At 60.0% G+C, this 13,413-nt stretch carries 10 protein-coding genes; 4 read left to right on the top strand and 6 right to left on the bottom strand.

Annotated features, from left to right (window positions below):
• Nucleotides 1–10 precede the first annotated feature (10 nt).
• The 3 genes from QY316_06475 to QY316_06465 are packed head-to-tail and all read left to right on the top strand — an operon-like array spanning nt 11 to nt 3,986.
• Complete coding sequence (locus QY316_06475; protein WKZ34039.1) at nt 11–973, top strand: AAA family ATPase; 963 nt, start codon at nt 11–13, stop codon at nt 971–973.
• Nucleotides 973–2,004, top strand: coding sequence for a DUF58 domain-containing protein (locus tag QY316_06470; protein WKZ34038.1), 1,032 nt, complete (start codon nt 973–975; stop codon nt 2,002–2,004). The genes QY316_06475 and QY316_06470 overlap by 1 nt, the downstream gene beginning before the upstream one ends.
• The gene (locus QY316_06465; protein WKZ34037.1) at nt 2,001–3,986 is read left to right on the top strand and encodes a DUF4129 domain-containing transglutaminase family protein; all 1,986 of its coding nucleotides are present in this window, start codon (nt 2,001–2,003) and stop codon (nt 3,984–3,986) included. The genes QY316_06470 and QY316_06465 overlap by 4 nt, the downstream gene beginning before the upstream one ends.
• Here the strand turns inward: QY316_06465 and QY316_06460 are convergent.
• The 5 genes from QY316_06460 to polA form a co-directional block, all read right to left on the bottom strand.
• The gene (locus QY316_06460) at nt 3,983–4,384 is read right to left on the bottom strand and encodes a response regulator (protein WKZ34036.1); all 402 of its coding nucleotides are present in this window, start codon (nt 4,382–4,384) and stop codon (nt 3,983–3,985) included. The genes QY316_06465 and QY316_06460 overlap by 4 nt on opposite strands.
• Before the next feature lie 11 nt (nt 4,385–4,395).
• Nucleotides 4,396–6,438 carry an ATP-binding protein gene (locus QY316_06455; GenBank protein WKZ34035.1) on the bottom strand — a complete coding sequence of 681 codons (2,043 nt, stop codon included), beginning with the start codon at nt 6,436–6,438 and terminating at the stop codon, nt 4,396–4,398.
• On the bottom strand, nt 6,435–8,117 hold the full coding sequence (locus QY316_06450; protein WKZ34034.1) for a GAF domain-containing protein: 1,683 nt from the start codon (nt 8,115–8,117) through the stop codon (nt 6,435–6,437). The genes QY316_06455 and QY316_06450 overlap by 4 nt, the downstream gene beginning before the upstream one ends.
• Before the next feature lie 47 nt (nt 8,118–8,164).
• The gene (locus QY316_06445; GenBank protein ID WKZ34033.1) at nt 8,165–8,734 is read right to left on the bottom strand and encodes a response regulator; all 570 of its coding nucleotides are present in this window, start codon (nt 8,732–8,734) and stop codon (nt 8,165–8,167) included.
• Nucleotides 8,735–8,865: 131 nt separating this feature from the next.
• Complete coding sequence (gene polA, locus QY316_06440; protein WKZ34032.1) at nt 8,866–11,499, bottom strand: DNA polymerase I; 2,634 nt, start codon at nt 11,497–11,499, stop codon at nt 8,866–8,868.
• 164 nt (nt 11,500–11,663) lie between these two features.
• Here polA and QY316_06435 point away from each other — a divergent pair, with 164 nt between their 5' ends.
• The gene (locus tag QY316_06435; protein ID WKZ34031.1) at nt 11,664–12,050 is read left to right on the top strand and encodes a hypothetical protein; all 387 of its coding nucleotides are present in this window, start codon (nt 11,664–11,666) and stop codon (nt 12,048–12,050) included.
• Nucleotides 12,051–12,147: 97 nt separating this feature from the next.
• Here QY316_06435 and QY316_06430 read toward each other — a convergent pair whose 3' ends face one another.
• Nucleotides 12,148–13,392, bottom strand: coding sequence for a DEAD/DEAH box helicase (locus QY316_06430; protein WKZ34030.1), 1,245 nt, complete (start codon nt 13,390–13,392; stop codon nt 12,148–12,150).
• Nucleotides 13,393–13,413 lie beyond the last annotated feature (21 nt).

The following is a 13,413-nucleotide window of genomic DNA, read 5'->3' as shown; positions in this document are numbered from 1 at the left end:
GATTTCACCCGTGCTGAATACCACGGGAATGGACTTGAGAGAGGCTTCAGCCAGGGTCGGCGCGCTAAGGGCAAACCTCGAAAGGGCCGTGATGGGCAAGCCCGCGGTCATTGACCTTGCGATAACGGCGCTACTGGCAAGGGGACATCTCCTTATCGAGGACGTCCCGGGCGTCGGGAAATCCACCCTCGCCCACGGGCTCGCGAAAAGCCTCGACTGCTCCTTCCAGCGGATACAGTTCACAAGCGACCTCCTCCCGTCGGACATCGTCGGCGTGACAGTTTTCAACCAGGCGGCCCGCGCATTCGAGTTCAGGCCCGGTCCGGTCTTCGCCAATATCGTCCTTGCGGACGAGATAAACAGGGCTACACCCAAGACCCAGAGCGCGCTTCTGGAGGCCATGAACGAAAGGCAGGTCACGGTCGACGGGGCGACATACCCGCTCCCCTCCCCGTTCGTGCTGCTTGCGACGCAGAACCCGATAGAGTTCTCAGGCACCTTTCCGCTCCCCGAATCGCAGCTCGACAGGTTCATGATCTGCCTCAGGATGGGCTACCCTGACGTGGAGCACGAGAGGATGATAATAAGGTCCTCCGGTGAAAAAGGCCCGCTCGAAGGCCTGGGTCCGGTGCTTGACTCCGGCGACGTAGAGGCGCTCCAGGCCCTCTCATCGAGGGTCAGAGTGGACGAGGACCTCGTCACTTATATCCTCTCCATAGTCTCCGCGACCCGCAGCCACCGCGCGATAAGGCTCGGACTGAGCCCCAGGGCCGCTATGGCCATGTACAGGGCGGCGCAGGCCCTTGCCCTCGCTTCGGGCAGGGATTACTGCATACCTGACGACATAAAAACCCTCTCGGGCCCGGTCTTCGCGCACAGGATAGTCCCTGCCGAGCGGGCGCTCGAAGCAGGGTTCGAGACCGGCCTCTCCCTCATAATGGAAATACTCGGCACCGCAAAAGTCCCTCTCTGATGCCTGATCCGGGCCTCATACCCTCCATAAACCCGGCGAAGGCAGGGTCTGTCAGGAGGGTGACCGGCCTCCGCCGTTTTCTGAAGTTCCCGAGGTCCCTTTCGGTAACAAGGGAAGGCAAGGCCTTCATCGGGGTCCTGCTCGCCATCGGGCTCGCGGCTGTCAATACCGGCAATAACCTCCTCTATCTTGTCGTTTCGGCCATGCTCTCGATAATCATTGTGTCGGGCCTGATGTCCGAGGCGACCCTCAGGGGGCTTCGCGTAAAGAGGGCACTTCCGCGGTCCGCATACAAGGGCTCGCCTTCCTCCATGACATTACGGATCGAGAACACCAAACGGCTTTTCTCCTCGTATTCCTTCAGCGTGGTCGGGATCGAGGGCCGGATTTCCGCCCCTGCCTATGTAGTAAGGCTCAGGCCGGGAGAATCAACGGAGCTCCGCCTTGACTGCTTATTCCGGGAAAGGGGGCTCGTAACGCCCGGTCCGGTGAGGATCTCGACAAGGTTCCCTTTCGGGTTCTTTATAAAGGGAAAAACAGAGCCTGGCGGCGAGGACGAGAGCGTCCTCGTACTCCCATCCACTGACCGCGCGCTCGCGATCAAGGCCCAGGGTATCTCGACGATCTACGGAGACGGGCGTAGCTCTCAGAGGGGCGCGGGTAGCGATTTTTATGGGCTCCGGGAATACGGGCTCGCGGACGACGCCCGGCACATCCACTGGAAATCGGCCGCACGGAAGGAGAGGCTACTTACGAAGGAGTTCGAGAGAGGGGCCGGGAAGCGGGTGATCGTGATTTTCGAGAACCGGCGCGGGGGGACCGACGGCGAATTCGAGGAGCTTGTGGACAGGGCCGCCTCTACGGCGGCCTTCCATATCGAAGCAGGAGGGTCAGTGGGACTAAAGACCATCGGCAGGGACATCCCTCCCGGGCCCGGGCGCGCGCAACTGTCGGAGATATTAAAAGAGCTCGCGCTCATATCGCCCGCGCCTGTCGAGGGACAGCCGGTTTTAAGGGTCACGTCGGCATGAGATCCCATGCGCTCGGCGTCACGTCAATAATCTCGCTCCTCGGGCTCTGGGCCGCGGGCCTGGTCGAGGCGGCAGGCAGCGGGCTCATATCGTCTCTTTCCGTGATCGCCGTCGCCGGCATCGCCTACAATCTCGCGTCGGGTAAACCTGTCTTCCGCCCCCTGTTCTGGAACGCGGCGGCGCTTGCGGCCTTCGTTTTCCTGATCGCCGATTACCTCGCAATATCGAGAGATATCATCGCCTCCGGGACGCGGTTCCTCTCGTTGATACTCGTTTTGAAGCTCCTGTCCTTGAGGGGCGGAAGGGACCACGCGATCATCTTCGCGATTGCGTTCTTCCTTATCCTCGCAGCCGCGGCCTCGACCGTAAGCCCCGTATTTTTCGCGGTCCTCGCGCTTTATATCGTATTCGTCATATGGGGCATGGTCGTCCTGAGCCTCCGGAGGGACATGGACTTGGCGGGCGCGGGGGCGGGCGCCCCTCACGACCTTTTCGGCCTTCCCCTCTTCCTCGCGTTTACGGCGCTCTCCGCGGTCTGCATTGTCCTCACCCTGGGGGTCTTCTTCTCCATCCCGAGGATGGGGGTCGGGATACTGGAAGCCGGACCAGGCGACACGCTCAATATTTCAGGCTTCTCGGAACGCATGGAGATGGACTCTATAGCCGGGGTGCAGCTCGACCCCGCCATCGTCATGCGGGTCGAAATCAAGGGCGAAAGCCCGCCTGGGCCGCTCTATTTCCGGGGCGCGTCGCTCGATTTCTTCGACGGCTCCGGATGGAGCAGGCGCGTAGCCCTGGACCGCCTCATAAGGGGCGAGGACGGGGTCTTTACATTCGGGGGCCCAGGAAAGAGGAACCTGGAGCAGAAGGTCTGGCTCGAGCCGCTCGACACCGAGGTGCTCTTCGCGGCTTCCAGCGCCTACATGATAGAGGGTAGGCTGCATAACCTCTGGACCGACGGCTCCGGGAATATCCGCCTCCCCTCCGCGCCTTTCAGGAGGCTTGAGTACACCGCGTGGTCGGATATTTCGGGCGGCAGGCCCGCCAGCGACCCCGACGGTTCATATCTTGACGCTTCGTATCTCGCATCCAGCCCGGAAGGACGTTTGATAACGGAACTGGCCAGGGCTGCGTCCGCGGGGAGGACGAGCGCGCTCGGTAAGGCCCTTGCGATAGAGGAATACCTCCGCAAAAACTACTCCTACACGCTTACGCCGCAAAGCGGTGGAGGAACCGGCCCGCTTGAGGACTTCCTCCTCCACGCGAAAGAGGGCTGGTGCGAGCACTTTGCGACAGGCATGGCCATGATGCTCAGGTCCGTGGGCGTGCCGGCCAGGATAGCCACGGGCTTCCTGGAGGGGGAATGGAACGAATACGGCGGCTATTTCATGGTGCGGAAACAGGACGCGCACAGCTGGGTGGAAGCCTATATAGACGGGCAGGGCTGGATGAGGTTCGATCCCACGCCCTCCTCGTGGCAGTGGGAAAGGCATGGAGCCCTTTTCATGTATCTCGACCTCATGCGTCACAAGTGGAACAGGCATATCGTCCGGTTTTCATTCTCCGACCAGCGCGCCATCGCCCTTGCCTTCGAGGAGAAGGCATCCGGGCTTAAGGGCCTGCTCGCGGGCCTCCTGCCGGATAAAAGGCCCGGCGTAAAAAGCGTGCTAGCGGCGCTTCTCGTATCGGCGCTCGCAATATCCGGGGCCATTATAGCCCGGAGGCTCGCCCGTAAAGATAAGGCCGGACACAAGGCCCCGCGCTATTACATGGAGCTGCTGAAGGTCCTCTCAGTGAAGGGTATGCGGAAAGGGCCCGGGGAGACCCCGAGGGAGTTCGCCGACAGGGTGGGGCAGGCCGATGTAGCCGAAATAACGGAAATATACCTCAGGGAACGGTACGGCGGTGAAAGGCCCGGCATCGAGGCGATGGGGCGGATGGAAGAGGCGCTCGCAAGGATAAGGAAGCTAAAGCGGCCTTAGGCCTTTTCGCCGGGCCTGTCCGACATGCTCGACACTATCGCGTCCAGCAGCTTCTTGCGCTCGATGGGCTTGGCCACGTAGCCGTCGAAACCCTTGGACAAAAGCTCGCCCTCCTCTCCCCTCATGGCGGATGCCGTAAGGGCAAGGACGGGTATGGAGCTGTTCCTTGAGTCGGATTTTATTATCCTGGTCGCGGTTACCCCGTCCATGCCGGGGAGATGCAGGTCCATGAGTATGAGGTCGGGCCTCTCTTCCATCAATGATTTGAGGGCCTCGGTGCCGCTCGCGGCCTCCGTTATCTCGTAACCGTGAAGGGTGAGTATCTCCTTGACGAGGACCTTGTTCATGTGGTTGTCCTCTACGAGGAGGATCTTTATCTTCCGTTCCTCAGCAGCCATCGGACCCCGTTTCAGCCGGCCTTCTGCCGTATCCTGTCGAGAGCTTCAAGGAGCCTTTCCCTCTTCACGGCGTTTTCCATGTACTCGACCGCGCCGAGCGAGTACCCGAGCTCCTTATTGTCTATGGAAGAGATGATGACAACCGGTATCCCGGCGGTGCCTGGGTCCTCCTTCAACTCGCGGAGCACCTCCCATCCGTCCTTCCTCGGGAGGGCTATACCCATGATGATGGCGAAAGGGCGGTGCTCCCCCGCCTTCCTTAAAAGGTCCACCCCGTCTACCGCGGTAAAAACGTCGAAGCCGCTGCCCGAGAGGTATATGTCGATGAGGCGGTTTATGTCCGCGCTCTCGCTGGAGACGAGGACGCGCGGCAGGGAGGCGAGCCCCGAGGATGATGCCGCCCTGGTCGTAAGGACCGGGACGTCCAGCTCGTCCGTCCCCTGCGGGAGCTTGACGATGAAGGTCGTGCCGCTCCCCGGCACGCTCTCGACGGATATGGTCCCGTTATGGAGCTCCACGAGCCTTTTTGTGAGCACGAGCCCCAGGCCGGTCCCGCCGTACTCCTTCGAGGACGAGGAGTCCATCTGCTCGAACTCCTTGAAAAGCCTGCCCTTGTCCTCGGCATTTATCCCGATGCCTGTGTCGCTTATCCTGAGTGTGATGTAGCGCTCGATACGCAGCCCCGTTGGCTCCTCGGTTATCTCCCAGTCCACCCTTATGCGGCCGTCCTGGACGTTGAACTTGACCGCGTTCGAAAGGAGGTTCATCATTATCTGCTTGAACTTCGCCTTGTCCGCGATGAGCTTGGGAGAGGCCGGGACCGACTTGGACTCTATTGCGATGCTCTTCTCGTGCGCAAGCGGCCTTATTATGCCGAGGACCTCGCCGAGGACCTCCATGAGGGAGAAGCTCTCCATCGAGAGCTCCATCCTCCCGGCCTCGATCTTTGAAAGGTCGAGTATGTTGTTGATGAGCTGAAGGAGGTGGCTTCCGCTCGAGTGGACGTACTCGACATACTGCATCTGCCGCTCGTTCAAGTCCCCGAAGGCCTTCTCCTGCAGGAGCTCGGAGAAGCCTATTATGGAGTTGAGCGGCGTGCGGAGCTCGTGGCTTACGTTCGCGAGGAACTGGCTCTTCATCCTGTTGGCCTCCACGAGCTCCATGTTGGCGAACTCGAGGGATATCTTGTTCTTCGAAAGCTCCTGGTTCGCGAGCTTAAGCTCCTCAGTCCTCTCCTCGACCTTGTGCTCGAGCCTGGTATAATAGTCCTGAAGGTTCCCGGCCATCCTGTTGAACTCGACGGCGAGGTTGCCTATCTCGTCCTCGGCGGCGACCGGCGCGCGCTCCGAGAGGCTCCCCTGGCCGATCTTCCGGGCCGACTCCTCGATAGCGAGTATGGGCTTCACGATGGAACGCGTAAGTATCAGCCACAGCCCGCCGGCGAACACTATCGCGAGGAGCGTGAACGCCAGGGTCACGAGTATTATTACCTTTGCGAAGAAACCGCTCTCCCTGTAGGCAGTGAAGGCCGTGTCCTTCTCCTCCTTGATAAGCTCCTTAAGTGAATTGAGGGAGGCGGTGAAGACCTTGTTGCCCTCGCTCCTTATGAGGTTCAGGGCGGCGTCCCTGTTGCCCGCCCTGGATATCTCCTCTACCCTCTCGTGCACGGCCGCGTACATCCGGAGGTTCTCGATGAGCTCGTCGTAGGTCTTGTCCCGGCCCGAGGCGATGCCCATCGCCCTGTACTCGGCAAGCAGCCTGTCCATCCTCCTCATGCGGTCGTCTATCGAGCCTTCAAGAAAGAGCTTCGACGAGTTGTCGGTGATGATCGTGTGCAGGAAGACCTCCTGCCTGGCGGACAGGAACTCGTTCTCCACGGACGAAAGGGTTTCGCCCCTCTTGAACGAGTCGACGTAGAGGCTCTCCGTGACCTTGGCGAGCTGGTCGGCGTTATAGAGGCCGACGAGGCCGCCCACCCCCATCATGAAAAGAAGGAAAAGGAACACGACGGCCAGCTTGTTGGATATTGATAGGCTTCTGAAAAGCTTTTTCATCGCGCCTGCCCGCCGGACTGGACCGCTTCCGGCTCGCTCATGTCCTCGTAAAGGAGCGCCAGGTTGGATAACTCCCCGCCAGAGCCGTAAACCGGAAAGCTCCTTATCCGGAGCCTCCTCCCAGGCGCGCTCAGCCCCAGCTCCCTTGCGGACATCGGGGCGTAGTTTATGATGAACTCGGTCGAATAACCTTCGTATGACTTGCTGATCGCGGCGACCATGCCCTGCGACCGGAGCACCTCGTCCTCCAGGACCGAGTATGCCGAAGCGTTGAAACCGGAGTTCGCGCCGAGCATTAGCCTTGCCCTGCCGTTCATCATGACGCATTTCCCGTCGAGGCCGAAGACTGCCAGGCCGGGCGGCAGCTGCCCGATGAGGCGCTCAAGGAGTATCCTGGAGGCGCGCTCGTTCCTGAACAGGGCCGAATGCCCGGATATGACGGCGATGGACGAGGCGATTGCCTCAAGAAAGGCAAGGTGCTCTACCGAGAAGCCCTCCCTGTTCCCGTAGGCAGCTATCAACAGCCCGGCCGCTTGCCTGTTGTAGACAAGAGGGGCTGCGGCCACCAGCTCCGTACCTGGTCCGGAAAGAATCCCTGAAAAGGCCGCAGGGAATGAACTGCGGTCAAAGACCTTTGCGGCGCCGCCCTCCCATCCGCTGAGCGAGACGTCCTCAAGGCGCGCTGCGATCCCCTCGGGCAGCCCGGAAGCCGACTTCAGCCTCAATGCGCCTCCGTCTTCGAGCATGTATACCGCGGCTCCCGAAGCCCCTGTCCTCAGGACGGCCTCCTTGAGGGCGGCTTCGAAGACCTCCGTTTCGGAAAGGGTCCTGCCTCCAAGGGAGATGACCGCGCCGATTGCGGATACCTGCCCCGAGGACTCGACGAGCGCGGACCTAAACCTCAGGCTTTCCGAGTCCTTGAACGCCTTCTCCTTGCCAAGGTATTCGAGTATCTGGTTGAGCTTCCCGCCAAGCCTCCCGGTTTCGCTCCTGCCGTCGGCGTCGAACCTCGCGTCCGCCTCTCCGGCGAGGATGCGCCTGGCCGTGAGGACCGCCTTCCGCATGGGGTGGAAGACCCTCCCGTAGAGTATAAGGGCCGCCGCCAGCGCCAACGCCACGAAGCCGGCGAAGCTCTTGAGCACAAGGGACTTGAACTCCCGGAAGACCGCCTGTTTTCTGAGCGATATGTAGGACTGGAGCCTTTCGGCCTTCTCGGCGGCGAGGACAGTGTTCGTGTCCACGGAGTTGTGCAGGAGTATCATCTCTTCCCTTGACATGGCCTCGTTGAGCCTCCGGAGCTCCGCCCTTATCGTGGAGATATCGTTCAGGACGGCCCGGACTGACTCGGCGAGCATGCCTTCCTCTTTAAGTAGCCCGGCATACGCCGGGTCCGCCGCCACGGCTTCGAGCCTGTCGGCGGTATGGTCCATGCCCGCCTTCAACATATTGACGGAGCCGTACTCCATCCCCCATGCGACTACTATCATCTCCAGGTGGTGCTGGAGCCTGAAGATGGAGGCCCTCGCCGAGCCCACCTCCGCCTGGAGCGTATCGTATAACTCCAGCTTACGGGACTTGTCGAGGAACGAGTTGTACTCGAATGCGGCGGCTGCGAAGATTACCGTCAGCGCGATTATGGACTTCTGGAAAATGGAGAGGCTTCTGAGAGGTGATTTCATCGACTCGCCTTGCGGAAGCAGCCCGGCAAAGCTGCCCTGCGGCAGCCTTACTTAAGCAGCCTCTGAACGTTCTTCTGGAAGTCCTTGAGCTTCAAGGGCTTGGAAAGGCAGTTGTCGGCCCCGCACTGGATTATCCTCTCCATGTCCTCCCTGCCGTAGGCCGTGACTGCGAGGATCTTTATCCTGCTGGTGTTGGCGTCCTGCTTTATGCGCCTGCAGACCTCGAACCCGTCTATCTTGGGCATCCTCAAGTCGAGCACAAGGAGCTCTGGCTTGAAGTCCCCAACTTTAATAAGGGCCTCGTAGCCGTCGCCCGCGGTCTCGATCGAGAACCCGTCGCCCATGGCCACGAGCGCGCCCTTTATGAACTCCACGACTTCCCGTTCGTCGTCTATTATGAGTATCTTCTTTCTTTCCGGGAACATCTCCTCTTTCACCTCGAGCTTGAATTTCTCAAGGAAAACCATGAAATCTTCCCGGTTTACGCGGAAGTGACCGCCCGGCGTCCTGAACGCCACGAGCTTCCCGGACGCTATCCATTTCTTGACCGCGTTTATCGTAACATGGCAAAAAGCGGCTATCTCGCCGGTTGTATACGGCTTTTTTGACTCGTTCATCGCTGCAGACTCGATAGATTTTAGTGAGTACTTCTAAAGGGGGCGGAATCCAATGGTTACACTTTTTATATTATAAATAGTATCTTTAATGAAATACAAGGTCAAGAGCTTTTTACAAGGCGGATACGGGCCTACTCGACGCTCCTCCAGTCCGGGCCGCATTCTATGTTTACCCTCACAGGCACCTTGAGCTCAAGGACCCCTTCCATCTCTCCCCTTATAAGCTCCCTCATTGCGGGAAGCTCGCCATCCGGCGCTTCGAAGATCAGCTCGTCGTGTATCTGGAGGAGCATGCGAGTTCGGGACGCGCTCTCTTTAAGGCGCTCCGATATCCTTATCATCGCGGCCTTTATCATGTCGGCTGCCGAGCCCTGTATCGGCGTGTTGATCGCCAGCCTGTTCCCGAGCCTTATCGTGGCCTCTACGGGGCTTTTAAGCTCAGGGATAAAGCGGCGCCTGCCGTAGATGGTCCTCGTAAAGCCGTTCCTGGCGGCTTCGCTTATGGTCCTGTCTATAAACTCCTTTACGAGCCTGTAGCGGTCGAAATACATGTTTATGTAGTCGGTCGCCTCTTTCATCGATATCCCGAGCTCGGTAGAGAGGCCCCAGGGGCCCATGCCGTAGATGATGCCGAAGTTTATGGCCTTGGCCCTCCTCCTCATCTCCGGGGTAACCAGCCCTGGCATGGTGCCGAATATCTCGCTCGCGGTCCTCGTATGCACGTCCTCGTCTTTAAGGAACGCGTCCATAAGGATTGGGTCTTCGGAGAGGTGCGCCACTATCCGGAGCTCTATCTGCGAATAGTCGGCTGAGATGAACGAGAAGCCGTCCTCCGCGACAAAGGCCTCCCTAACGCGTCCGGCCATCTCGCCCCGGATGGGGATATTCTGCAGGTTGGGCCTTGAGCTCGAAAGGCGGCCCGTGGCCGTGACCGTCTGGTTGTAAGTGGTGTGTATGCGTCCGGTCTCCGGGTTAATTGTCCCGGAAAGGGCGTCGACGTACGTGGACTTGAGTTTCGATAGCTGCCTGAAGCCGATTATGAGCCTGGGGACGTCGTGCCGCGCGGCGAGCTGGGTCAACACTTCCTCGTCCGTCGAGTACCCGGTCTTGGTCTTCTTCAAGGGCTTAAGGCCGAGTGTCGTGAAAAGGACCTCTGAGAGCTGCTTCGGGGAGTTTATGTTGAACTCGGTCCGGGCAGAGGCGTATATCTCCCTCTCCATCGAAGCGAGCTCCTTTTCCATCTCCTTTGAGAGAATGACTAGCTTCTCCCTGTCGAGCTTTATGCCTGTTGCCTCCATTTCCGCAAGGACCCTGGAGAGGGGGAGCTCGAGCTCTTCGTAAAGCGGCCAGAGTCCGTTATCCTCAAGCTCTTTTTTAATTATTTTCGAGATATCCAGTATGCTGCAGGCCTTTTTGCATTCCGCGAGCGCTTCGGCCTCGAAATCGGCCCCGTCGCGGAGTTCCTCGGTGGAAAGGCCCAGGAGCTCATAGCCGAGGGCCGGGACCGTGTGGTCGGGCTTCGAGGGGTTTACAAGATATGAGGCAAGGGAGACGTCCATGCCAATACCCCTCGCCTCCGCGCCCATCCTGCCAAGGAAGAGATAAAGGGCCTTTGAGCTGTCCGTGTGCTTCGCTATTCCGGCGTCCTCCATTAGGGGCCTTATCGCCTCTATAAGCTCGCCTGGGGCTATATGGCCGGAGACGATTGGCACGAACCTGCCTTTTTTCGGCCCCAGGCCGAAAGCGATGCCCTTGAGCTTCCCGTTAAAGCCCTCTTCGGTAAGGGAGAGGGTGATTGACACCTCCTTAAGGGCCGAGAGCTCTGAGACAAGCCTTGAGAGCCCCTCCTTGTCGAGCACGGCAGAATAGTCTCCACCCTCCTCAACCGGCCTCGGCGCCTCTGGCATCATCTCGCTTATGAGCTTCCTGAATTCGAGCTCTGAAAGGAGCGGGCCGAGGGCGGCGTAGTCAGGCCCCGAGTATCTAAGCTCCTCAAGCTCGCATTCAAGGGGGACGTCGGGGTTGAGCGTGACTATCTGCAGCGAAAGCTCTGCCTGCTCCCTGTTCGACATGAGGCTTTCCTTTAACTTCGGCTTGGAAATGCTCTCTATATTTTCATAAATCCCGTCAACAGAGCCGAATTCGCTTATGAGCTTGGCCGCGGTCTTCAGCCCCACTCCGGGTACGCCAGGTACACTGTCTGTCGCGTCGCCGGAAAGGGCAAGGAGGTCCCGTATCCTCTCCGGGCCGACCCCGAACTTCTCCTTGACTTGAGGGGGGCCGTACTCCTTGCCGGTCATGTAGTCGAGTATCACGGTATTGTCGTCCACGAGCTGGTACATGTCCTTGTCGCCGGTTATCACGGCGAGCTTCACGCCGGCGGCCTCGAACTTTTTAACGAGGGTGGCTATAACGTCGTCCGCCTCGAAGGTGGCCATCTCCAGTGTGCGGATGTTCAGGGCCCCGGCCATCTGCTTCACGTACGGGACCTGGAGGGAGAGGCTGTCGGGCATGGGGGGCCTCTCGGCCTTGTACCCCGGCATTAGCCCGTGCCTGAACGAGGGCCCCTTGACGTCAAAGGCGATGACAATGTACTCGGGTTTGAAATCGTTGAGGATCTTCCGGAGCGACTGCGTGAACCCGTATACCGCGTTCGTCGGAAGCCCCCTGGAATTGGTGAAAGTGGAGGGAATGGCGTGGAAGGCCCGGTACATTATCGAGCTTCCGTCTATGATGAAAAGCCTTCTACCAGTATTATCGGTCATGCTCCATTGACAGCCCCGGCTGCGGTTGTATATACTGTGTCATGGCCAGGGCCCTTCTATTCCTTATTTTTCTCTTCCTCCCCTCGCCCCTGTGGGCCCAGGGAGACGCGGTCTCTACCGCACTTGACATTGTAGAGAATTTCCACAAAGAAGCAAACATATTAATGGGAGCCGCCGGCCTATCGGAGGTCCCGCCGGCTGAGAAAGAGAGGGCCGTCTCCGAGCTCAGGGAAATTCGGGTAACGGAGGTGCCCGGCAGGATGCGGCTCGAACGTGTGCACGGGGTGGTAGACACCTACACGAGCAGCGTTCTCGGCATGGTTGAGTCCCGCCTCGGAGAGGCGCAGGGCGCTAAAAAAGGACACATGAGGGACGGGCTTAAAAGGCTTGCCGACCTCCGCCTGGATGAGACCATAAGGCTTATGCGGACGATCGACATAGAGGAACCTTCACCGGAGGTCAGGCCCGACCTCCCCTTCACCTTCGATCCCACCCCGCCATACGAGAGGCCATCGCCTCCGGACGGCCCGCCCGGCATACTGTATCGATAGCCATATACCCGGCGCGGAGAGGCGCTCAAAAAAAACACCCGCCGCAAGGCGGGTGTCTCTTATGATAGCTTTCTTTGAGGTCCGTTCTGAAACCGGATCAGTTCCTGCGCGAGGGCCTTCTGAAGCCGCCCGGACTGTTGAAGCGGCCCTTCCCGGCGTCCCTCTGATGCGCGGCCCTGGGCGCGGCAGGCGCGGCCTTTTGAGATGCGTCATGCGGAAAACCCGGCACTTCCTCAACCTGTATCTTGCGTCCGAGGAGGCGCTGGATGTTCGTAAGGTGTTCCCTTTCCTCCGGAGAGACGAGCGAGAGCGCGGTGCCTCCGGCCCCGGCGCGGCCTGTCCGGCCTATCCGGTGTATGTAGTCCTCGGGAACGTTGGGGAGGTCGTAATTCACCACGTGCGGCAGGCTCTCGATATCGAGCCCCCTGGCCGCGATGTCGGTAGCGACAAGCACCTTGACCGAGCCTTTCTTGAACTCGGCGAGCGCCCTGGTGCGGGCCGACTGGCTTTTGTTGCCGTGGATGGCGGTCGAGCTTATGCCGTCCTTAAGGAGCTGCTCCGAAAGCCTGTTCGCCCCGTGCTTTGTGCGGGTGAAGACGAGCGCCTGGCGCCAGCCGCCGGATTTCACGAGATGCGAAAGGAGCTCCCTTTTCCTGGTCTGCCCCACCGGGTGCACCACCTGGGAGACCGCCTCGGCGGGAGTGTTCCTCCGCGCTGCCTCCAGGACGGCAGGCTCATGAAGTAGCCCGTCGGCGAGGCGCTTTATTTCGTCATTGTAGGTCGCCGAGAAAAGGAGGTTCTGGCGCTTTGCCGGAAGGAGCTTCAATACGCGGCGTATGTCGTGTATAAAGCCCATGTCCAGCATGCGGTCCGCCTCGTCGAGGACGAGTATCTCTACTTCCGAGAGGTTCACGGTCCTCTGCCCCGCGTGGTCGAGGAGGCGGCCAGGTGTAGCGACGAGTATGTCGGCGCCGCGGCGTAGCTCGTCTATCTGGGGGTTTATGCCGACCCCGCCGTAGATGATCGCGGGCCTCAAGCGCAGGTTCTTGCCGTAGGTCCGCACACTTTCCCCGACCTGCGCGGCAAGCTCGCGTGTTGGCGTGAGGACAAGGGCCCTGGGCGCCCTGCCCCTCTCTTCGCGCCTGGTCCGGCTGAGGATATCGAGCATCGGGAGCGTGAAAGCGGCGGTCTTGCCGGTGCCGGTCTGCGCCCCGGCCATGACGTCCCGGCCTTCGAGGATAACGGGGATGGTCTTCGCCTGGATGGGTGTGGGCTGGGTATAGCCCTCGCCTTCCACGGCTTTCAGCAGTTCGGCCCTCAAGCCGAGTAGTTCAAATGACATGATAAATTACTCCGGAAACAG

It is taken from the genome of Thermodesulfobacteriota bacterium, from assembly GCA_030583865.1.
In the GTDB taxonomy this organism is placed as follows: Bacteria; Desulfobacterota; GWC2-55-46; order GWC2-55-46; family GWC2-55-46; genus UBA5799.
Note: the sequence above shows the minus strand (reverse complement) of the source record. Positions and strands in the feature narration are given on the sequence as shown.